17 protein-coding genes and 3 pseudogenes are annotated in these 23,016 nt (G+C 50.9%); 11 read left to right on the top strand and 9 right to left on the bottom strand.

Annotation, left to right across the window (positions count from 1 at the left end; translation table 11 throughout):
• A partial coding sequence (locus ENTHG_RS11620; RefSeq protein WP_044179853.1) for a CYTH domain-containing protein occupies positions 1-654 on the bottom strand: 654 nt, incomplete at its 3' end.
• A gap of 233 nt (positions 655-887) precedes the next feature.
• Here ENTHG_RS11620 and ENTHG_RS11615 point away from each other — a divergent pair.
• Positions 888-1,508, top strand: a complete 621-nt coding sequence (locus ENTHG_RS11615) for a TIGR04211 family SH3 domain-containing protein (protein ID WP_044179852.1) — start codon at positions 888-890, stop codon at positions 1,506-1,508.
• A gap of 65 nt (positions 1,509-1,573) precedes the next feature.
• A complete protein-coding gene (locus ENTHG_RS11610; protein ID WP_044179850.1) occupies positions 1,574-2,815 on the top strand; it encodes a multifunctional CCA addition/repair protein in 1,242 nt (413 codons plus the stop codon).
• Between the two features lie 11 nt (positions 2,816-2,826).
• Here ENTHG_RS11610 and bacA read toward each other — a convergent pair whose 3' ends face one another.
• Both bacA and folB read right to left on the bottom strand, forming a co-directional pair.
• On the bottom strand, positions 2,827-3,645 hold the full coding sequence (gene bacA, locus ENTHG_RS11605) for an undecaprenyl-diphosphate phosphatase (protein WP_044179848.1): 819 nt from the start codon (positions 3,643-3,645) through the stop codon (positions 2,827-2,829).
• Positions 3,646-3,752: 107 nt separating this feature from the next.
• Positions 3,753-4,121 (bottom strand): bifunctional dihydroneopterin aldolase/7,8-dihydroneopterin epimerase, encoded by a 369-nt coding sequence (gene folB / locus ENTHG_RS11600; RefSeq protein WP_044179846.1) that lies wholly within the window; start codon positions 4,119-4,121, stop codon positions 3,753-3,755.
• 107 nt (positions 4,122-4,228) lie between these two features.
• On the opposite strand from folB, the pseudogene plsY reads away from it, so the two are divergent.
• Positions 4,229-4,837 (top strand): annotated as a pseudogene (plsY, locus tag ENTHG_RS11595) (glycerol-3-phosphate 1-O-acyltransferase PlsY); the annotation flags it as partial.
• A gap of 27 nt (positions 4,838-4,864) precedes the next feature.
• On the opposite strand, the pseudogene tsaD reads toward plsY, so the two are convergent.
• Positions 4,865-5,879: pseudogene (gene tsaD, locus ENTHG_RS11590) on the bottom strand (tRNA (adenosine(37)-N6)-threonylcarbamoyltransferase complex transferase subunit TsaD).
• A 237-nt stretch (positions 5,880-6,116) separates the two neighbouring features.
• On the opposite strand from tsaD, the gene rpsU reads away from it, so the two are divergent.
• The 8 genes and pseudogenes from rpsU to ENTHG_RS11550 all read left to right on the top strand — a co-directional run bounded on the left by rpsU (position 6,117) and on the right by ENTHG_RS11550 (position 18,107).
• Entirely contained in the window at positions 6,117-6,332 is a 216-nt protein-coding gene (gene rpsU, locus ENTHG_RS11585) for a 30S ribosomal protein S21 (protein ID WP_001144069.1), read from the top strand.
• 114 nt (positions 6,333-6,446) lie between these two features.
• A complete protein-coding gene (dnaG, locus tag ENTHG_RS11580; protein WP_044179844.1) occupies positions 6,447-8,189 on the top strand; it encodes a DNA primase in 1,743 nt (580 codons plus the stop codon).
• Between the two features lie 287 nt (positions 8,190-8,476).
• A complete protein-coding gene (gene rpoD / locus ENTHG_RS11575; RefSeq protein ID WP_044179842.1) occupies positions 8,477-10,324 on the top strand; it encodes an RNA polymerase sigma factor RpoD in 1,848 nt (615 codons plus the stop codon).
• 489 nt (positions 10,325-10,813) lie between these two features.
• On the top strand, positions 10,814-11,782 hold the full coding sequence (locus ENTHG_RS11570) for a KpsF/GutQ family sugar-phosphate isomerase (protein WP_042111155.1): 969 nt from the start codon (positions 10,814-10,816) through the stop codon (positions 11,780-11,782).
• Positions 11,783-11,853: 71 nt separating this feature from the next.
• Positions 11,854-13,005: a capsule biosynthesis protein gene (locus ENTHG_RS11565; protein WP_042111153.1), complete on the top strand. Its 1,152-nt coding sequence runs from the start codon at positions 11,854-11,856 to the stop codon at positions 13,003-13,005.
• A 32-nt stretch (positions 13,006-13,037) separates the two neighbouring features.
• Positions 13,038-14,714, top strand: a complete 1,677-nt coding sequence (locus ENTHG_RS11560) for a polysaccharide biosynthesis/export family protein (RefSeq protein ID WP_044179834.1) — start codon at positions 13,038-13,040, stop codon at positions 14,712-14,714.
• A gap of 95 nt (positions 14,715-14,809) precedes the next feature.
• Positions 14,810-16,843 (top strand): capsule polysaccharide biogenesis protein, encoded by a 2,034-nt coding sequence (locus tag ENTHG_RS11555; RefSeq protein ID WP_044179832.1) that lies wholly within the window; start codon positions 14,810-14,812, stop codon positions 16,841-16,843.
• Positions 16,844-16,869: 26 nt separating this feature from the next.
• A pseudogene (locus ENTHG_RS11550) lies at positions 16,870-18,107 on the top strand (capsule polysaccharide biogenesis protein).
• 31 nt (positions 18,108-18,138) lie between these two features.
• Here ENTHG_RS11550 and ENTHG_RS11545 read toward each other — a convergent pair.
• From ENTHG_RS11545 to ENTHG_RS25470, 5 genes are all read right to left on the bottom strand, one after another.
• On the bottom strand, positions 18,139-18,735 hold the full coding sequence (locus ENTHG_RS11545) for an acyltransferase (RefSeq protein ID WP_052332703.1): 597 nt from the start codon (positions 18,733-18,735) through the stop codon (positions 18,139-18,141).
• Between the two features lie 59 nt (positions 18,736-18,794).
• On the bottom strand, positions 18,795-19,646 hold the full coding sequence (locus ENTHG_RS25475; protein WP_145973665.1) for a glycosyltransferase: 852 nt from the start codon (positions 19,644-19,646) through the stop codon (positions 18,795-18,797).
• A complete protein-coding gene (locus ENTHG_RS11540) occupies positions 19,633-21,945 on the bottom strand; it encodes a capsule polysaccharide biogenesis protein (RefSeq protein WP_044179829.1) in 2,313 nt (770 codons plus the stop codon). The genes ENTHG_RS25475 and ENTHG_RS11540 overlap by 14 nt, the downstream gene beginning before the upstream one ends.
• Positions 21,946-22,024: 79 nt before the next feature.
• Positions 22,025-22,729, bottom strand: a complete 705-nt coding sequence (locus tag ENTHG_RS24255) for a right-handed parallel beta-helix repeat-containing protein (protein ID WP_275404606.1) — start codon at positions 22,727-22,729, stop codon at positions 22,025-22,027.
• An 11-nt stretch (positions 22,730-22,740) separates the two neighbouring features.
• Entirely contained in the window at positions 22,741-22,998 is a 258-nt protein-coding gene (locus tag ENTHG_RS25470; RefSeq protein ID WP_145973664.1) for a hypothetical protein, read from the bottom strand.
• Positions 22,999-23,016: the final 18 nt, after the last annotated feature.

The following is a 23,016-nucleotide window of genomic DNA, read 5'->3' as shown; positions in this document are numbered from 1 at the left end:
CTTCGCTGGCACACTGAGGATGGCGGTAGGCCGCCGCTGGCGCACGGCGTTCCCCTGCGCCAGATGGTAGCCGCGGGCCGCTTTGCTCAGGCTGCCCTGACGCAGGCCGGAGAGCGTAACCAGCTGGCGGGCGAGTTTGAGGATATCCGCCGGGTCGCCGCTCAACAGTTCCAGTTCAAGCTCGCAGAGAGGCTCCGCGTCGTCGCCCGCTTTGACTTCACCCAGATCAAGGCCGATTTCAATGCGGCTTTCGCCCATATTCACCAGCCACTTCTCGCGGTAAAAATCGGTGCTGAACAGCGGACGAACGCGCGACTGTAAATCGTCCGGCAGATGCCCCTGCGGCCAGACTTCCGCCGGAAAGCGCGCCAGGTCAAGTTCAGGCTTTTCCAACGGGATGTTATATTCAGGGCGCTGGTGCAGCCCGCCGATAACCCGCCCGGCGATTTTCATCGTCATTTCGTAGACGCCGTTATTGCCCCGGATACGCAGCCCCATATCATGGCTGCGCAGCCAGCTGTCCGGCGTCTCGTAGTAGATGTTCAGCAACTGCGTTGCCGCGACCCGCTCTTCGGTCAGGGTGTGGAGGTGTTGACGAAGCGTCTCAACGCTTTCGGGGTGCACGATAAACTTTAATTCGATTTCCTGAGCCATGGCCTTGCACTTATGGTTGTGTCACATCAGTGAAAATTTCGGCGAACTAACGCGCCCGATGTTTGTCAGTAGATAGTATTTTGTGTCAGATTGCCATGCAATGCGCGATCTGCCGGGCGTAAAGTTCCGTGAGTGCCTGCCCGACCCGGAAGATTCCGATTGATGCCGCCTGCCGGCTGTCGTCAGACTGTCGGCACTTTATGTTCACGTTTTAAGATTATAATGATTGCCTGATGCTTAAATTACGCCTGATTGGATTGACCTTATTTGCGCTTAGCGTTACCACCCTCGCGCATGCCGAAGAAAAACGTTACGTTTCTGATGAACTTAACACCTGGGTACGTAGCGGTCCGGGCGACAATTATCGTCTTGTCGGCACCGTTAACGCCGGTGAAGAGGTGGAACTGCTGCAGACCAACGAAAACACCAACTATGCTCAGGTTCGCGACAGCAGCGGCCGTACCGCCTGGATCCCTCTTAAAGAACTGAATACGCAACCCAGTCTGCGCACGCGCGTACCGGAGCTGGAAAACCAGGTGAAGAGCCTCACCGACAAACTCGCCAATATTGATAACACCTGGAATCAACGCACTGCGGAAATGCAGCAAAAAGTGGCGGCCAGCGATGGGGTGATCAACGGGCTGAAAGAAGAGAACCAGAAGCTGAAAAACGAGCTTATTGTGGCCCAGAAGAAGGTAAACGCCGCAAATCTGCAGCTTGATGACAAGCAGCGTACCATCATCATGCAGTGGTTTATGTATGGCGGCGGCGTGCTGGGCGCAGGCCTGCTGCTTGGGCTACTGTTACCGCACATGATCCCGCGCCGTAAGCGAAAAGATCGCTGGATGAACTGAGTGAGTTAGCCATCTTCTCTACACTTACGTATTATCTGGCCAAATTAAGTGAGGAGTAGGACGGCGTGAAAACATATCTGGTCGGCGGCGCGGTTCGCGATGCCTTATTGAGTCTGCCGATCAAAGACAAAGACTGGGTGGTGGTCGGCGCCACCCCTGATGAGATGATTAACGCGGGCTACCAGCAGGTAGGCCGCGATTTTCCTGTTTTTCTCCACCCGCAGAGCCGGGAGGAGTATGCCCTCGCCCGTACCGAGCGAAAATCGGGCTTCGGCTACACCGGCTTTAGCTGCTATGCCGCGCCGGATGTTACTCTCGAACAGGATCTGCAGCGCCGGGACCTTACGGTGAATGCCTTAGCGCAGACCGAAAACGGCGACATCATCGATCCTTACGGCGGCCAGCGCGATCTGCAGCAGCGGATTTTGCGCCACGTCTCCCCTGCTTTCGCCGAAGATCCGCTGCGGGTACTGCGCGTGGCCCGTTTTGCCGCCCGTTACGCCCATCTGAGCTTTCGGATTGCCGACGAGACCATGACGCTGATGCGCGATATGACCGCCGCTGGCGAACTGGCGCACCTGACCCCGGAACGGGTATGGAAGGAGACGGAAAACGCCCTCAGAAGCCCTAACCCGCAGGTCTTTTTCCAGACGCTGCGCGACTGCGGCGCGCTGGCCGTGCTCTTCCCTGAAATCGACGCGCTGTTTGGCGTTCCCGCTCCGGCCAAATGGCACCCGGAAATCGACACCGGCGTCCACACGCTGATGACGGTGACGATGGCGGCGATGCTCAGCCCGGATGTGGATGTCCGTTTCGCCACCCTCTGCCACGACCTGGGTAAGGGTTTAACGCCCCCCGAACTCTGGCCACGCCATCACGGCCATGGCCCGGCGGGCGTCCGGCTGGTAGCTGGCGTCTGCGAACGCTTACGGGTGCCGAATGAAATTCGTGACCTGGCGAAGCTGGTGGCCGAATACCACGACCTCATCCATACCTTCCCGATGCTGCAGCCGAAGACCATTGTGAAGCTGTTCGACGCTATCGACGCCTGGCGTAAACCGCAGCGGGTAGAGCAGATTGCGCTGACCAGCGAGGCGGATGTGCGCGGACGTGCGGGGTTTGAAGCCAACGACTATCCGCAGGGACGCCTGCTGCGTGAGGCCTGGGAGGTTGCCAGATCCGTCTCCACCAAAGCGGTGGTTGAGGCTGGCTTTAGCGGAATTGAGGTGCGGGAAGAGCTAAGGAAGCGGCGTATTCGCGCCGTGGCGGAGTGGAAAGCGCAGCGTTGCCCCCAGCCGCAGGGCTGAGGGCAGGCCCGTTACATAAAGACCATGTAAACGGCGGCGGCGACGATAAAGCGATAGATGGCAAACGGAATAAACGAGATCCGCTTAATAATTTGCAGGAACGTCTTGATAGCGATCAGCGCCACAACAAACGCGGTGATAAAGCCCACGGCAAACATGGGAATATCGCCAACCGTTAAGAACTTCAGGCTCTTATAGAGATCGAGCGCCGTCGCGCCCATCATCATCGGCACCGCCAGCAGGAAAGAGAACTCTGACGCGGCATAGCGGCTGACGCCCATCAGCATGCCGCCGGAGATGGTCGCCCCGGAGCGGGAAAACCCCGGCCACAGCGCCAGGCACTGAAAGCAGCCAATCATAAACGCCTGGCCATAGGTCATGTCGTCCAGCCCCGGTGCGCGCGGCTCTTTCGGCTTGAAACACTCGGCGGCTATCAGCAGCACCCCGCCCACCACCAGCGCATACATCACGTTAATCGGGTTAAACAGCGACTTGATGGCATCGTGGAAAAGCAGCCCCAGCACCACTGCGGGCACCATGCCCAGCAGGATATGGATAAGGGTCAGGCGACCTTTACCGGTGCCCTCATGAGGCGGGCGGCCAAAGTGAATGCCGATCAGGCCAAACAGCCGCCGCCAGAACATCACCACCACCGCCAGAATCGATCCTAGCTGAATCACGACTTCGAAGGTTTTTGCCGTCTCGCCTTCAAACCCCAACAGGTGCCCTACGATTATCATATGGCCGGTACTGGAAACCGGCAGGAACTCGGTCAATCCTTCGACAACACCCAAAATTGCCGCTACCAGCAGCGAGTGCATATCGCTCATTAAATAAACCCCTAATAAACATAAAAAACGGCTTACCCCTCGGGGAAGCCGCGAAATGGCCGTGATGTATGACCTGAAGACTAGCGTTTGGTTTAACGATTATGAATTTAAATAGTTTTTTTCAGATTATTGCCACGCTCAATGATTACGCCAACGTTAGCCGCGCGCGCGACCGCGCCAGGCTTGCTCAATTTGATTCTCACCCAGGGAGAGTTAAAGCGGCTTAGTAACAGATCCGCTACCTCTTCGGCTACCCGCTCCACCAGCGCAAAGCGCCCCCCTTCCACATGCTTTACGACCGTTTCGGCGATATCGGCATAGCTCAGGCAGTCGTTGACGTCGTCGCTTTTCGCCGCCAGACGGTTATCCCATGCCATTTCGATATCGAAAATAAGCTTCTGTTCAATGGTTTGCTCCCAGTCATACACACCGATGGTGGTGATTACTGAAAGTTGCTCTATAAATACTATGTCCATCACGCCCCGCCTGCTTTTTGGCTAACCTGGATACCACTTTCCATAAATTATGCGTATTATCCACTGATGCAGATAATAAAACGACATTTTCACAATGGAACAGCGTTATGAGTGCAATCGCGCCTGGGATGATCATCCTCGCGTATCTTTGCGGCTCAATATCCAGCGCCATTCTGGTTTGCCGTCTGGCTGGTCTGCCTGACCCGCGCGTGAGCGGCTCCGGCAATCCAGGCGCAACCAACGTATTACGAATTGGCGGCAAAGGAGCAGCCGTAACGGTACTGGTTTTTGACGTGCTTAAGGGCATGTTGCCGGTGTGGGGCGCTTATGCGTTAGGCGTGACCCCTTTCTGGCTGGGGCTTATTGCCATTGCCGCCTGTCTGGGCCATATCTGGCCTGTGTTTTTCCACTTTCAGGGCGGTAAAGGCGTCGCGACGGCGTTCGGCGCCATTGCCCCTATCGGCTGGGACTTAACCGGCGTGATGGCGGGAACCTGGCTGTTAACCGTGTTATTAAGCGGATACTCTTCTCTTGGCGCGATTGTCAGCGCGCTGATCGCGCCATTTTATGTGTGGTGGTTTAAACCGCAGTTTACCTTTCCGGTCGCCATGCTCTCCTGCCTGATCCTGCTACGTCATCACGACAATATTCAGCGTTTATGGCGGCGGCAGGAGACCAAAATCTGGCGTAAGTTCGGCAAGAAAAAAGCTAACCCCGGCAGGCAATGCGCGCCGGGGTTAGGGTCAGGCAGCGGGCAGCTCAGCCAGCGGCCAGCGCGGACGCACGGTAACGCCCAGCCCGGCCACGCTGCCTGCTTTCAGGCGCACCATTCCGGCGTAGGCGATCATCGCGCCGTTATCGGTGCAAAATTCCGGGCGTCGCATAGAACACCTCGCCGCGACGTTTTTGCATCATCTCCGCAAGCTTTGAACGCAGCGTGCGGTTGGCGCTTACGCCCCCCGCCATCACCAGCCGCGTGAAGCCGGTTTTATCCAGCGCGCGTTTGCATTTGATCATTAAGGTATCGACCACCGCGTCTTCAAACGCCCTGGCGATATCGGCGCGGGTCTGTTCGTCGTTACCGTTATTACGAATGGTATTCGCGGCAAAGGTCTTCAGGCCTGAGAAGCTAAAATCCAGCCCCGGGCGGTCGGTCATCGGACGGGGAAAGACAAAACGCCCTTCGGTTCCCTGTGACGCCAGCTTAGAGAGCATGGGGCCGCCGGGATAATCCAGCCCCAGCAGCTTGGCCGTTTTATCAAACGCCTCGCCCGCCGCATCATCAATGGATTCCCCCAGCAACGCATACTGACCGATGCCGGTCACGCTGATAAGCTGGGTGTGACCGCCGGAGACCAGCAGCGCCACAAACGGAAATTCCGGCGGATTATCTTCCAGCATTGGCGCCAGCAGGTGCCCTTCCATATGGTGAACCGGAATAGCCGGAACGTCCCAGGCGAACGCCAGCGAGCGGCCTACGGTCGCGCCCACTAACAGCGCGCCTACTAGCCCCGGCCCTGCGGTATAGGCCACCGCATCGATCTCTTTTGCCGACAGCCCCGCCTCTTTCAGCGCCGCCTGGATAAGCGGCACCGTCTTGCGCACATGGTCGCGGGAGGCCAGCTCCGGCACCACGCCGCCGTAGTCGGCGTGCAGTTTCACCTGGCTATACAGCTGGTTGGCTAAAAGACCGTTTTGATCGTCGTAAATAGCGATGCCGGTTTCATCGCAGGATGTTTCAATGCCCAGTACACGCATGACTTTTTCTACCTCACTCAGATACCGCGCAGTGTAGGGTCTCTGACCGTGGATGTAAAACTTTGTTCGCCCCGGCAAAGGGCCTCGTGTATACTCCCCACCCTTACAAAAGTCCCTTTCAAAAAAGGCAGCGGTGCTTTACAAAGCAGCAGCAATTGCAGTAAAATTCCGCACCATTTTGAAATAAGCTGGCGTTGAAGCCAGCGGCAAACCGATTTAATCAAAGGTGAGAGGCACATGCCGGTAATTAAAGTACGTGAAAACGAGCCGTTCGACGTTGCACTGCGTCGCTTCAAACGTTCCTGCGAAAAAGCAGGTGTTCTGGCGGAAGTTCGTCGTCGTGAGTTCTATGAAAAACCGACTACCGAACGTAAACGCGCCAAAGCATCCGCAGTGAAACGTCACGCGAAGAAACTGGCTCGCGAAAACGCACGCCGTACTCGTCTGTACTAATTGATTGAGAGCAGTCGCTCTCAATTCAGACAGAGTTGTAGTTGAAAGGCCGTGCTTCCGAAAGGAATGCGCGGCTTATTTTCGTTTATGAATTGCTAACTACTTGCGGGGCTTATGGCTGGACGAATCCCACGCGTATTTATTAATGACCTGCTGGCAAGAACCGATATCGTCGATCTGATCGACGCGCGGGTGAAGCTGAAAAAGCAGGGCAAGAATTTTCATGCGTGCTGTCCGTTCCATAACGAGAAAACCCCCTCTTTCACCGTAAACGGTGAAAAACAGTTTTACCACTGCTTCGGCTGCGGCGCGCACGGTAACGCTATCGACTTTTTAATGAACTACGACAAGCTCGAGTTCGTGGAAACCGTCGAAGAGCTGGCCGCCATGCACAACCTTGAAGTGCCCTTCGAAGCGGGCAGCGGTCCCAGTCAGATAGAGCGCCACCAGCGGCAAAATCTCTATCAGCTGATGGACGGTCTGAACGCGTTTTATCAGCAATCCCTGACGCAGCCTGCCGCTGAGCCTGCTCGCCAGTATCTGGAGAAGCGCGGCTTAAGTAGCGAAGTCATCACCCGTTTCGCCATTGGTTATGCCCCTCCCGGCTGGGATAACGTGTTAAAGCGTTTTGGCGCAAACCGTGAAAACCGGCAGTCGCTGATTGATGCGGGCATGCTGGTGACCAACGATCAGGGGCGCAGTTACGACCGCTTTCGTGAGCGGGTCATGTTCCCGATCCGCGATAAACGCGGCCGGGTAATGGGTTTCGGCGGGCGCGTACTGGGCAACGATACGCCCAAGTACCTCAACTCGCCGGAGACCGATATTTTCCATAAGGGCCGCCAGCTATATGGCCTTTATGAAGCGCAGCAGGATAACGATGAACCCCAGCGGCTTTTAGTCGTCGAAGGGTATATGGATGTGGTGGCGCTGGCGCAGTACGGCATTAACTATGCGGTAGCCTCGCTTGGCACCTCCACCACGGCGGATCACATTCAGTTACTCTTTCGGGTAACGAAAAACGTGGTCTGTTGTTATGACGGCGACCGTGCAGGTCGCGCCGCCGCCTGGCGCGCGCTGGAGACGGCGCTGCCCTATATGAGCGACGGGCGTCAGCTGCGTTTTATGTTTCTGCCGGATGGCGAAGACCCGGATACGCTGGTGCGTAAAGAGGGTAAAGCGGCGTTTGAGGCGCGGATGGAGCAGGCTATGCCGCTCTCCACGTTCTTATTTAACAGCCTCTTACCCCAGGCTGATTTGACCACCCCGGACGGGACGACGCAGCTTGCCGCGCTGGCGCTGCCGCTGATTTCCCAGGTGCCGGGGGAAACGCTGCGTATTCAGCTGCGTCAGCTGCTAGGAAATAAGATTGGCATTTTCGACGATGCGCAGCTTGATCGATTAATGCCTAAACAGGCAGAAAATGCCGCGCCGCGCCCGGCGAGTCAGCTAAAACGTACGCCCATGCGTATACTTATCGGACTGCTGATTCAGAACCCGGACCTGGCGCCCAAAGTGCCGCCGCTGGATGGATTAGATAAAACCAGAATGGCGGGCCTTGGCTTATTTACGGAACTGGTCAACACTTGTTTGTCACAGCCCGGTCTGACCACCGGTCTGCTTCTGGAGCAGTACCGGGGAACAAAAGAGGCGGCCACCCTTGAAAAACTGGCCATGTGGAACGATATAAAAGATGAAAACGTCGAAAAAACGTTCACCGACACACTAAACCGTATTCTTGATTCGATGCTTGAACAGCGACAGGAGGAGTTAATCGCTCGCGATCGCACCCACGGTTTGAGCAACGAAGAACGCCGGGAACTCTGGCAACTTAACCAGGAACTGGCGAAAAAATAAATGAATGAAAGACAAAATCATTCAAGTTGCATCAAGGCAGCAAGTGAACGTATTCATGGGAGTGTACATAAGTACATGACCAGGATAAGGGAACGCAGCTAACGCAGAGGCAGCTTGAAGGATGAAGTATTAAACGGCTTAAGTGCCGATAATCGCTCGGGAAGCACCCGACAGCCGCATTGAGGGGCAGCGGCAATAAATCAAGTACGCCCTCGTTAGAACCAAGTTGGCGGTTTTATTTCGCTAACCGACACCAACCCTCTTGAATTAAGTGTGGATACCGTCTTATGGAGCAAAACCCGCAGTCACAGCTGAAACTTCTTGTCCAACGAGGAAAGGAGCAAGGCTATCTGACCTATGCCGAGGTCAATGACCATCTGCCGGAAGATATCGTCGACTCCGATCAGATCGAAGACATCATCCAAATGATTAACGATATGGGCATTCAGGTGATGGAAGAGGCGCCGGATGCTGATGATCTGCTGCTCGCTGAAACCTCCAACAACACCGACGAAGATGCGGAAGAAGCCGCTGCCCAGGTTCTGTCCAGCGTAGAATCTGAAATCGGCCGCACCACCGACCCGGTGCGCATGTATATGCGCGAAATGGGTACCGTTGAACTGCTGACCCGCGAAGGCGAAATTGATATCGCCAAACGTATCGAAGATGGTATCAACCAGGTCCAGTGCTCCGTTGCTGAATATCCGGAAGCGATCACCTATCTGCTGGAGCAGTATGACCGCGTCGAAGCCGAACAGGCTCGCCTGTCCGACCTGATCACCGGTTTTGTCGATCCGAACGCCGAAGAAGATCTCGCGCCTACCGCGACCCACGTTGGTTCTGAGCTCTCCCAGGAAGAGCTGGACGACGATGACGACGAAGACGAAGAAGATGGCGACGACGACAGCAGCGACGATGACAACAGCATCGACCCGGAACTGGCGCGCGAAAAATTCGGCGAACTGCGCACGCAGTATGAAGTGACCCGCGACACCATTAAAGCGAAGGGCCGCAGCAACCCGGCGTCTCAGGACGAGATCCTGAAACTGTCTGAGGTCTTCAAACAGTTCCGTCTGGTGCCGAAACAGTTCGACTACCTGGTGAACAGCATGCGCGTCATGATGGACCGCGTGCGTACCCAGGAACGCATCATCATGAAGCTGTGCGTTGAACAGTGCAAAATGCCGAAGAAAAACTTCATTACTCTGTTCACCGGCAACGAAACCAGCGAAACCTGGTTCAATGCCGCGCTGGCGATGAACAAGCCGTGGTCAGAGAAACTGCAAGACGTGAAGGAAGAAGTACAGCGCAGCTTGCAGAAACTGCAGCAGATTGAAGAAGAGACCGGCCTGACCATTGAACAGGTGAAAGATATCAACCGTCGTATGTCCATCGGTGAAGCGAAAGCCCGCCGTGCGAAGAAAGAGATGGTTGAAGCGAACCTGCGTCTGGTTATCTCTATCGCCAAGAAATACACCAACCGTGGTCTGCAGTTCCTCGATTTGATTCAGGAAGGCAACATCGGCCTGATGAAAGCGGTAGATAAGTTCGAATACCGCCGCGGCTATAAGTTCTCCACCTATGCAACCTGGTGGATCCGTCAGGCTATTACCCGCTCTATCGCGGATCAGGCGCGCACCATCCGTATTCCGGTGCATATGATTGAGACCATTAACAAGCTCAACCGTATTTCCCGCCAGATGCTGCAGGAGATGGGCCGCGAGCCGACGCCGGAAGAGCTGGCCGAACGCATGCTGATGCCGGAAGATAAAATCCGTAAGGTGCTGAAGATCGCCAAAGAGCCTATCTCCATGGAAACGCCGATCGGCGACGATGAAGATTCGCATCTGGGTGATTTCATCGAGGATACCACCCTCGAACTGCCGCTGGACTCTGCCACCACCGAGAGCCTGCGTGCCGCCACTCACGACGTGCTGGCGGGCCTGACCGCCCGTGAAGCGAAAGTTCTGCGTATGCGTTTCGGTATCGATATGAATACCGACCACACGCTGGAAGAGGTGGGTAAACAGTTCGACGTTACCCGCGAACGTATCCGTCAGATCGAAGCGAAAGCGCTGCGCAAGCTGCGCCATCCGAGCCGTTCTGAGGTACTGCGTAGCTTCCTCGACGATTAATCGTTTCTGCGCCAGAGACGCCGCCCCCAGGGCGGCGTTTTTTTTGCCTGTCGCCTGGGCAAGTGAAACGCCTGACACGGCGAAATAAACGTAATATTTTCCTGAATATTAAATTATTAAGTATTTGTAATTATTAAGAAGACAAGCCGTACCCTTGTTTGTAAATAAAGACGGTTTTTATCTGAATGAGCATAAAGCCAGCTAACATTGCGCGTGGAAAAGTACAAGCTATTAATTCTGGTATAGCAAACTCGTTGAGGTTGTGTATAAAAGCCGCTTGTGCTAAAAAGCAGGGAAAATAAATACAGTCCCCGACATTGCAAATGTCATCGTACCCAAAATCGGTGCCCGTCCGGTGCCGGGGTATTTTTTGCATTCCTACAAAAAGGCTGGCAACGGCGTGGTGCAAACCCAACCGGTTGCTGTGGCGGCGTGCCTGCAAACTGTGGTCCGGATACCGTCACTTAAAATTTACCAACAGGATAGAAGATGGATTTTAACTTGAAGACGGAAACAGAAGAGCAAACGCTGATTGATAGCGTGCGCAATACGTTGACGGAGCAAGGTGATGCCCTCCGCCATCTGGCAGAAGTGATTGATGCAAACGAGTACAGCACCGCGTTATCGCTGATGCTGAACTGCAAAGGTCACGTTATTGTCTCCGGTATGGGTAAATCCGGGCATGTCGGGCGTAAAATGTCCGCCACGCTCGCCTCGACCGGTACCCCCAGCTTCTTTATTCACCCGGCGGAAGCTTTCCACGGCGACCTCGGCATGATCACCCCTTATGACGTGCTGATCCTCATCTCCGCCAGCGGGGAAACCGACGAAGTACTGAAACTCGTCCCCTCTTTAAAGAACTTCGGCAACAAAATCATCGCTATTACTAATAATGCTAACTCCACGCTGGCGAAACATGCTGACGCTACGCTGGAACTGCATATGGCGAACGAAACCTGCCCGAATAACCTGGCGCCGACGACCTCAACAACGCTGACTATGGCGATTGGCGATGCGTTGGCGATTGCGTTAATTCACAAACGCCATTTCAAACCTGATGACTTTGCCCGCTACCATCCGGGCGGTTCACTGGGCCGCCGTCTGCTGACGCGCGTTGCCGACGTAATGCAGGTTCACGTGCCCAATGTCGATATTAACGCTACTTTCCGGCAGATTATTCAGGAATTGACCAGCGGCTGTCAGGGTATGGTCGTAGTAAAAGAGAACGGCAAACTGGCCGGGATCATTACCGATGGCGACCTGCGCCGCTATATGGAAAAATGCGAAGACTTCGTTAACGGCACCGCTCAGTCGATGATGACCCGCAATCCGATCACCATGCCGCTTGATAGCATGATCATCGACGCGGAAGAGAAGATGACTAAGCACCGCATTTCCACGCTGTTGATCACTGATAGCACCCAGGATGTCATTGGTTTAGTTCGTATTTTCGACTAGATCCTGGCTATACAGAAATATAAGTAACCCCCCAGCGGTTTGTTGCCGGGGGGCTCAACGTTGAAAGTGACATGTCTACACACAAAGTAAAGTTGCTGGCTTCCTCGCTACGTGCGCGTACGGCCAAATTTAATCTTGCCTGGATCCAGCAACACCTTGCATGGATTGTAATTGCCGCCCCGATGGCGCTGCTGATCGTCTACCTGGTGATCTTCAGCCAGCCGCGTTATATGAGCGAATCCAAAGTCGCCGTAAAGCGCCCCAGCGATATTGAAGGCGCCAGCCTCAACGTCGGGCTGCTGCTTGGCGCGTCAAACCCCAGCTCCGCGGAAGATTCGCTGTATCTGAAAGAGTACATTAACTCCGCAGATATGCTGCGCGTGCTTGATAAACAGCTTAATTTCCACGACGCGTGGAGCAAAAGCGGGCTGGACTTTATCTATCATCTCCCTAAAAACACCACCTCGGAACAGTTCCTGAACTATTACCGCGACCGTGTTTCCGTAGTGTTTGATGATAAAACCGGCCTGCTGACTATTCAGACTCAGGGGTTTAACCCGCAGTTTGCCCAGCGCTTCAACCAGGCGGTATTAAAAGAGTCCGAGCGGTTTATTAACGAACTGTCGCACAGCATTGCCCGCGACCAGTTGAACTTTGCCGAAGATGAGCTGCGCCAGGCGCGCGCGCGTCTGGATAAGAGCAAAGCGGAGCTGCTGGCTTATCAGAACAAAAATAACATTCTCGACCCGGAGGCCAGCGCCACTGCGGCGACCTCGCTGGTGATGACCCTGCAAGGCAAGAAAGTGGAGCTGGAAGCCGAACTGCGCAACCTGCTCACTTATTTGCGTGAAGACGCGCCGCAGGTCATCAGCACCCGCAACGCCGTTAAAGCGCTGCAGGCACAAATTGACGCCGAGCAGAGCAAAATCACCGCGCCGGACGGCAAACAGCTGAACAGCATGGCGGCGGATTTTGACGAAATTAAAGCGCGGGTAACTTTCGATACTGAAATTTACTCCATGGCCATTAAGGCAATTGAGAAGACCCGCCTTGAGACGGCCCGCAAATTAAAAGTGTTGTCGGTTATCAGTTCGCCACAGCTCCCTGAAGAGTCCAGCTTCCCCAACAGCGGTTACCTGCTGGCAAGCTGGCTGCTGGTTTGCTGCCTGCTGTTCGGCACCATTAAATTGCTGCTGGCCGTAATTGAAGATCACAAAGACTAATTTTTGACGCACGCAACGTTACAGAGTTGAACATGAAATTACTGAAATCGGTACTGCTCCTTCTGGTCTGCCAGGCGGCATATGCGGCAAGCCCGACCGACATCACGGCCGATCCCAATCTGACAGGGGCGGCCCCGCTGCCCTCGCTTATTTCCGGCAAAACGGAAGAACCCCAGACCGCATCTGGCTTTGACGACACGCCGCCGCCGGTGGCCGCCGCGCAGCCAAGCCGTATGTTCGGCGCGCAGCTGTTTACCTCTATCAGCGCCGCTTCCGGCGCGGGCCTGGGCTTTAACCCAGGCTATGTGATCGGCCTTGGCGACACCATTCAGGTGCGTCTGTGGGGCGCGTTCCAGTATGACGGCGCGCTAACCGTTGACCCGAAAGGCAACATTTTCCTGCCGAACATTGGCCCGCTGAAAGTCGCTGGCATGACCAACGCGCAGCTGAACAACACGGTGACCAACAAGATCAAGGAGGTTTACACCTCTAACGTCAACGTTTATGCCTCGCTGTTGCAGGCGCAGCCGGTGAAAGTGTTCGTTACCGGCTACGTGCGCAGCCCCGGCCTGTATGGCGGCGTGGCGTCTGATTCGCTGCTCTCTTACCTGAGCAAAGCAGGCGGCGTGGACAGCGAACGCGGCAGCTATGTTGATATCACCGTCAAACGCGGCAAGTCGGTGCGCTCAAGGGTGAACCTGTACGATTTCCTGCTTAACGGTAAGCTGGGGCTGTCGCAGTTTGTCGACGGCGACACCATCGTGGTTGGCCCGCGTCAGCACACCTTTAGCGTGGAAGGCGACGTCTTCAACAGCTACGATTTTGAATTCTCCAACAGCACCATTCCGGTAACGGAAGCACTGAGCTGGGCGCGTCCTAAGCCGGGCGCGACCCACATGACGATTATCCGCCAGCAGGGCGCGATGAAGCGCAGCGAATACTACCCGCTGAGCTCCGCGCCGGGCCGCTCGTTGCAGGATGGCGACAAGCTGATCATCAGTTCCGACCGCTATGCGGGCACTATTCAGGTGCGCGTTGACGGCGCCCATTCCGGCGAACATGCCGTGGTACTGCCGTACGGCGCAACCATGCGCCAGGTGCTGGCGCAAATCCGTCCGAACAGCATGTCTCAGCTCAGCGCGATTCAGCTTTACCGCAAATCGGTTGCTATTCGTCAGAAAGAGATGTTGGACCTGTCGCTGCAAAAACTGGAAGAGGCTTCGCTGTCGGCGCAATCCTCCACCCAGGAAGAGGCGCGTCTGCGTATGCAGGAAGCGCAGCTGGTGAGCCGCTTCGTAGCGAAAGCGCGTACCGTGGTGCCGAAAGGGGAAGTGGTGCTCAATGAGAGCAACATCGACTCCGTGCTGCTGGAAGATGGCGATGTCATCATGATCCCGGAGAAAACGTCTCTGGTGATGGTGCATGGCGAAGTGCTGTTCCCGAACGCCGTAAGCTGGCAGAAAGGGATGGATGCTGACGACTACATCAAAAAATGCGGCGGCCTGACGCAGAAATCAGGTAATGCGAAAATCATCGTCATCCGCCAGAATGGCGAATCGATAGATGCCGACGACGTCGACGATCTGCGTCCCGGTGATGAAATCATGGTCCTGCCGAAGTACGAATCGAAAAATATCGAAGTTACCCGTGGCATTTCGACCATTCTTTACCAGCTTGCCGTTGCCGCCAAAGTGGTGTTGACGCTGTAACAAGCCGGTTCTTAAGTCTTTCCCCGGCACAGGCCGGGGAAAGCTATTTATCCATTCCGGATTTTTTCTTACTGAACAATGTATTGATGGAGCGAATGAACAGCGTACTGGGCGTTTATTCTGGCGGCATCTGGCGTATTCCCTATCTGGACAGTTTCCTGCCCGGCGAGCGTGTCCGACTCTCGCCTTTTAAAGCCATCCCGGCCAATGTCAACGCTATCGCCGTCTGGGGCTATCGCCCGAGCGCGCAAAAACCGGCTGCGCTGGCGCAGGCTGCGGGCCTGCCCGTTATTCGCCTGGAAGATGGGTTTATTCGTTCTTTAGGGCTTGGCGTACAGGACTGCCCTCCCCTGTCGATAGTGATCGACAGACTGGGTATCTATTACGATGCCTCTACCCCCAGCACGCTGGAAACACTGGTACAGGACCGCGAGGGAAATCGCCCGCTGGCAGATGAAGCCCACGGGTTAATGCGCGCTATCGTGGATAGCGACCTGTCGAAATACAACCAGGCGCCGCCGTTTATTCCTCCCGCCGTGATGCCGGACGCGGTGCTGGTCGTCGACCAGACTTTTGGCGATATGTCCGTTGCGAAAGGCAACGCCAGCGCCGACAGCTTTCGCCTGATGCTGGAGACCGCGAAAGCGGAAAACCCCAATGCTGAGGTGTGGGTGAAAGTGCATCCGGACGTATTGTGCGGCAAAAAAGCAGGCTACTTTACCAGCCTGCAAAACGATCCGCGGGTAAAACTGTTTGCCGAAGACGTTAGCCCGCAGTCGCTGCTGCGTCACATGCAGAAGGTCTACGTAGTGACCTCGCAGTACGGCTTTGAAGCGCTGATGGCGGGTAAACCGGTTATCTGCTTTGGTCAGCCGTGGTACGCAGGCTGGGGGCTGACGGATGACCGTCATCCCCAGGCTGCGATGCTTGCCAAACGCCGCCAGCCCGCTACGCTTATCGAGTTATTTACCGCCGCCTACCTGCGCTATTGTCACTACCGGCACCCGGTCAGCGGCGAGCCGACAGGCCTTGCCGAGGTTGTCGACTGGCTGGCGTTACAGCGCAGCCACACGCTGGCGCGCCAGGGCACGCTGTGGGCGCCGGGGCTGAGCCTGTGGAAGACGGCCATCCTTAAGCCGTTCCTGAAAACCGCAGGCAACCGGGTGCGTTTTGCCGCTAAATGCCCACAGGCCAGCGCGCTTATCGCCTGGGGAACGCGGGGTGAAGCCCGATGGCAGGCACAGGCCGCCCGGCAAGAGATCCCACTCTGGCGCATGGAAGATGGCTTTATTCGCTCATCCGGGTTAGGGTCTGACCTGCTGGCGCCGCTTTCGCTGGTGCTGGATAAGAGCGGGATTTATTACGACGCCACCAGGCCAAGCGATCTGGAGAACCTGCTGAACGCCAGCAACCTGAGCGAACGCCAGCGCGCCCGTGCGCAGGCGCTGCGTTTGCTGCTGGTACAGAGCAAGGTCAGCAAGTACAATCTTGGCCAGGACTGGCATTTGCCGGCTGGAGCCGCGGGTAAAAAAGTGTTGCTGGTGCCCGGCCAGGTGGAAGACGACGCCTCTATTGCCACCGGCGCGCTATCTATTCGCACCAACCGCGACCTGTTGCGTACCGTGCGCGAGCGTAACCCGGAGGCGTTTATCGTTTTTAAGCCGCACCCGGATGTGCTGGTCGGTAATCGTAAAGGGATGGTTGACGTCGAGGATGTCGCCCGCTGGGCTGACTGCCAGGCGCTGGACGCGGACATCATTCAGTGTATTCAGCACGCTGATGAGCTGCATACCATGACGTCGCTTTCGGGTTTTGAAGCGTTGCTGCACGGCAAACGCGTATTTTGTTACGGCATGCCGTTTTATGCCGGTTGGGGCCTGACGCACGATGAGCATTCTATTGCCCGGCGTTCAAGCTCGCTTAGCCTTGATGATTTAGTCTGGCAGACATTAATTGCCTACCCGACCTATATCCACCCGCAACGCCTTGAGCCGATGCTGGCGGAAGAGGCGGCATTATGGCTGAGCGCCGCACCGCGCGGTGAAATGAAAATATCAAAAAAGAATATTGGCCGTTTAGCCAGACAGTACCGTAAGTTATTGATGTTTTATAAAGTTAGATTTGGTTAGCCTGCTCTCTGGATACATGGAAGATGATGCAAAACACAACCGTTAAGACATTACTCGCAGGGAAAAAATATCTGCTGCTGCAAGGACCGATGGGGCCTTTCTTTAATGATGTCGCTAACTGGCTGGAAACGCTGGAGCGCGAAGCGGTAAACGTTGTCTTTAACGGCGGCGATCGCTTTTACTGCCGCAATCGTCCTTATCTGACCTTCACCCAGACGCCAAAAGAGTTCCCCGGCTGGCTGAAAGAGACTGGAAGGATTACCCTTTCGATACCATTCTCTGCTTTGGTGACTGCCGTCCTTTGCATCAGGCGGCGCGGGCCTGGGCAAAAGCGAAGGGCATTCGTTTCCTGGCATTCGAAGAGGGCTACCTGCGCCCGCATTTTATTACGGTGGAAGAAGGCGGCGTTAACGCCTACTCTCCCCTTCCCCGCGATCCCGATTTTTATCGTCATCTGCCCGATATGCCCCCCGCAGAGGTTCAGCCGTTAAAGCCGTCTGCTGGACGCCGTTATATTCACGCGACCTGGTATTACCTGGTGGGCTGGCGCTATCGTCACGAGTTCCCCCGCTATCGTCACCACAAGTCTTTTTCGCCCTGGTACGAGGCACAGTGCTGGGTACGCGCCTGGTGGCGCAAGCAGTGGTACGGTTTTAAGCAGCGTAACGTGCTGGAGACGCTGCAAACGACGCTCGATCAGCGTTACTATCTGGCAATCCTGCAGGTTTATAACGACAGCCAGATTCGTAACCACAGCCCGTATGCCGACGTGCGCGATTATATTAACGATGTGATTTTCTCGTTTTCCCGCAAAGCGCCGCTGAGCCATGTGCTGGTGATCAAGCACCATCCTATGGATCGTGGCCATCGCCTGTACGGACCGTTGATTAAGCAGTTGAGTAAGAAGTATGGCGTGACAAGCCGGGTGGTTTACGTTCACGACCTGCCCATGCCGGAGCTGCTGACCCATGCGAAGGCGGTGGTAACGATTAATAGTACGGCGGGGATTTCAGCGCTGGTGCATAACAAGCCGCTGAAAGTGATGGGCAGAGCCCTGTACGACATCAAAGGCCTGACGTACCAGGGGCATCTGCACCAGTTCTGGACCGCGGACTTCAAGCCAGATATGAAGCTGTTCAAGAAGTTCCGCGCGTATTTGCTGGAGAATACACAGATTAATGCTGTGTATTATGGGGAGGAAAACGTACAGATTATTAATAACAACCCAAAACCAATTACGGGTTATAAATCAGCTCTATCCTAAGATACCCAGTATGTAAATAGAAGAGCGAAGTTTATCTTTCCCAGCGTATGTTTTGCTTAACTACCTTTGCAGGCGTACCTGCTATAATACTATTTGGGATTGTGAATTCTTTATTCACAAAAGATGAAGCACCAACGACACAACCGCTAGGTATTACGCTTCCCTTAGAAATAATGACTCTTGCTGCAATCCAAACATGATCACCAATCATTATTTTTTTGGCAGGATTAAGACGTTCCCCAGTATTAATATCATAAATTTTATGAACATCTGTTGAGCGTATTTCTATCTCCCTTGAAAACATGCAATCGCTTCCAATTGAAACATCCTCATCTCGACTTAAAATATATACACCTTGAGCAGTGGTATTTTTACCAATCTCCACAATCCTATTTGAACCAACTATAAGTATATGCCCAGTAAATTTAACATCATCGCCAAAAATTAGCTTATTATTATGCCCTTTTATCACTATTTTAAGGGAGTTACAGTAAAAGTTCGCACTAAAATCAATCAAATTTCCGGAAGATTGTCTCCAAAAATTGATCTGGTTATCTCCAATGGCATCAAAATCTAGATGTTGGATGGTATTCGCAGATACGTTGCCTGTGATTTTAATATTTTTCATCTTTTCCCCAGTTGAGGCGCATAGCAATAAAAATGAGATATTGCAATCTCACTGTATAATTATTTTAAGGAACCAAATCGAGACTGATATTTCTTTTTCAAGAAATCAACATTTTTCTCGATCCATTCCTCCAGTATATATGGTGATGAAGCAAGTTTTGTAGCATCCGTAAGGTAACGCTCACGTTTTCTTAGTGCGGCTATCATATAATTAGCAAGCTGACGATGACTTTGTCCGGTTTTAACAGTTGACCATCGACCCGGTGGAAACCAGCGAGGAGTGGTAACTACTGCTTTACCACAAGCGCATGCTTCATAAACACTTAGAGGTACGCCAGGACTGATAGAAGCTGTAAATAGAACATCAATACGCTCATAATCTTCTGGACCGGCAGCTCTTTGCTCATATATACCTAATTCAGCTATATGCTCTAATCCACGACCAATCATTATTACATCAAAATCAATTTCTTTTTTTGCAGCCAAAACGACTTTTTTGAAAACGTCGGAACCTTTCCATCTAAGCCTATTCTCTCCACAAAAAAACCCAACTGTTGGACGTTCCGGTATAGTTTGAAAGGGCTGTATAATTTTTCTAGCACCGATAGGAATAATTACTGATTGACCATTAAAACCGCTTCTTCTCCATAGCCATTCTTGCATAGGATGCGTAAATACAACTCCTAAGCACGCGTTAAATAAATGTATATCATGAGGTTCCATATTGTGAACTTGCACGACAGTTTTAGTAATGTCTGGCGAAAATTTCATTTCCGAAGATCTAATACATATCCAGGCATCATTTTTTCGTTCTGGGCTAGTACTTATTTTGCAGCCTAACTGTTGAAATTGTAATTTCAGATCATTAAAAAGCCAGCCTTTATCAAGACAAAATGCATTAACTGCTTTCATGGATTTTCTTCACAGTATTAATAAGTTGGGTGTCAATTTTCTTGGAAACTAAATCTAAAGCTTTTTTAACACTCTGTAATTCATTCTTTATAATTAAGATGTCATCTAATTTAATATCAGCATCTTCAACTTTTTCATCTTCTTTCTCATCAGATTTGTTAAGGCTGGTGAGATGTTTCATTTTTATAAGATAGTCTAAAGCTTCTTCTGGTGTTATATATTTTCTTGTCAAAGGATTTAAATACTTTGGATATAAAATATAAGCAGCAGTAAATAACTCATCTATAGTTAAAGTACGAGTTCTCCGTGGGTTTAGTTGGCGATCATCAGTTAAACCCCAACCAGAATAAAATGGGCACCCCATTGTTGTTACTTTAATATTTCTTATTAGAGCCTCAAAACCAGCTAAGGAAGAAATTGTATATACATGATCGATAGTTTCCAATGCTTGCGAAAGGGGCAAATCTTCAGTAATAACTTGACAAATGTTCTGTACATCTTTGGGATCGGATTGAAATTTTCTAAAACCATTCAGAACATCAGGGTGTGGTTTATAAAATATTTGAGCATCAGGATTTTCGAGACGTGCTATTGTTACAAGCTCATTGTTTGTATATTTTATAAGCGACCCATATTCAATAGAAGCATCGTCTTCAACTTGACCAACAACTAATATACGTTTTCCACTTTTTAAGCCATAAATAGCATTTATATCAATTGGGTTAGAATTATTATATTTACTTATACCTGATTTAATGAGTTTTTCTTTAAAGTTACGACCTCGCTCTAATAATTTCTCATCAAAGTCGAATGTGTTTAACAATGATTCAAGATCTGATTCTTCCCTAGCGTTAAAATATAATGTTTTAGAATCAAAATTGAGTGAAAGAGGCGGTGTATGAGCGGCTCCAAGACCAACAGATCTGAGAAAACCATCCTCAACATAAGTTTTTTTAATATCAATTGATTTGAAAGCTTGCGGTAAACGCATTCCCCAAATAAGCAATTCAGCATTTTTCTGACTATTGATTTTTTTTATCCAGCGTTCAATCGTAGCCTTATCTTTAAAATTGAATGGAACATAAATAAATTTTTTATCGGGAAACCAAGTTTCGATGATAGGACGCTTCCAATCATTAATATGAAAGCCAAAAACAGTAGTAACAGTTGGTTCTAGACTATCAGAAACTTCTACAGGGACTTTTTGTACAATTTCACGCTGGCGGATAAGCACATCCAGTGCTTGTTCAGGAGTAATATATTTCCTATAAATAGGATCAAAATATTTTGGATAAAGAATATATGAAGCGGCAAATAACTCATCAATGGTAAGAACGCGATTGCGTCGACTATTTTCTTGCCTATCGTCGGTTAATCCCCAACCTGAATAAAAAGGACAACCTAAAGTTGTAACTTTAATATCCCTGATCAGTGCTTCAAAACCAGCTAATGAAGAAATAGTATATACATGATCAATTGATTCTAAAGCTTGTGATAAAGGAATATCTTGTGTAATAATTTGGCAGAGATGTCTTACATCTTTTGGGTTAGATTGATGTTTGCGAAACCCATTGAGTACGTCAGGATGCGGCTTATAAATAATTTGAGCATCGGGGTTCTCCATATGGGCAATCATAACTATATCATTATTTGAATATTTAGTTATTGATCCATATTCTATAGATGCATCATCTTCTACTTGGCCTATAACTAAAATACGTTTCTTTTCCTTAGGGCCATATATTTCAGTAATATCACTTCTTGCTGAGTTATTATACTTACTTATTCCAGCTTCAATCAACTTCTTTTTAAGGTTTCTGGCTCTATCTAATAAATCCTCATCAAAATTATAAGTATTAAGCAAATACTCGAGATCTGATTCTTTACGCGCATTAAAGTACAAGGTTCTTGAGTCGAAATTAAGGGAAAGCGGAGGTGTATGTGATGCACCTAAACCAACAGAACGAATGAAACCATCCTCAATAAATGTTTTCTTAACTTCAAGTGAAGCGAACGGCTCAGGTAAATTCATGCCCCATATAAAGAACTCAGCATTTTTAGTATTTTTTATTCTGCGCAACCAATCATTTTTTATTTTATTATTCTTGAAATTGAATGGAACAAAACAAAATTTCTTGTCGTTAAACCAAGATTGCAGTATTGGCCTTTTCCAATCATTAATATGAAAAGCAAAAATGACACCATCGTTTTGTGGATTGTTTTTTTGCTTATAATTAGCAATGGCATCCCTAAAAAATAAGGAGGGGTTAGATAACAGTTTCTTAATTTTTCTGTTCATTAAAGTGGTTGCCTCAGCTGGTTACGCTTAGATTCAATAAATCCATTTGCAATGCTAAATAACTTATAAATCTTTTGGATTAGTTTATGAGATTATTTTCAATGCGATTGTTTTTACCGTTATCAATAATTGGTCTGCTAACAGATTCAAACCGATTTTGACTAACAATATTTTCGTCAGCGTAGTCTTGATAATATAAACCAGCACTGTCGATAGCTTTATCACCACAGTCCATGTGCTTTAAATTCTTTCCCTGCCTTGAAGCTAGCCAAATACCAACCTTTTCATTATAAAAATAATTACCTTTTATAACATTAAAATTAGCATGCATTTTTCTCAATTCTTGAGTTCCGCTATGAAATTTCTCACTACAATTTTTATATATGAAAACTCCACCTTTGCCATTATTTTTAAAAGTATTGCCAATCACAATGTTTTTCTGTGAAGAGTCGATAGCTATTGCTTCTCTTACTGGCCGATTGTTTCTATATCCATTATTCTCAATAAAATTACCTTCTATTCTATTTTTCCTTGAATCATGTTCAAGATAAATGGCTGTGGCACCAGAATTTTTTATAAAATTATTCCTAATTGTAACCAGCGAAGAATAATCATCCAAAAATATACCGTTTTTACCAGAATTAATTATGTGATTATTGGCAATCGTTATATTATGAGGGGTCTTAGCATATCTATCTGGAACATTAGATTTATTAATATCTTTACCCAACCATGAGACGCGTATTCCAGAGTCTCTTGCGTTTAAAATATTACAGTTTTTAATAGAGATATTATTTATTTTTTTCCGTCAGAGCTAATAACTATTCCATCTTTGAATCCTTCTGCATCAACAGTAGCGCTATTACAATCAAGCGTAGTATTACTCATATTTATAACTATTCCGCCTTTATAAATACACTTATCATCAAGCGTTACTACACCTTCTGTGACTTGTGGTAGAAGGCATATATTTTGAGCAAAGGCCGGAAGAGATGATATACAACTTAAGATACAGATGATGTTTCGGCGCAGAGTTAATTTTGCAAATTCCATAGCTCGCCTTAATGATGA

Origin of the sequence: Phytobacter massiliensis JC163, assembly GCF_000321045.1 — a bacterium.
GTDB classification, from domain to species: domain Bacteria; phylum Pseudomonadota; class Gammaproteobacteria; order Enterobacterales; family Enterobacteriaceae; genus Phytobacter_A; species Phytobacter_A massiliensis.
The sequence above is the reverse complement of the archived record's forward strand: the minus strand, read 5'-3'. Positions and strand labels throughout refer to the sequence as shown.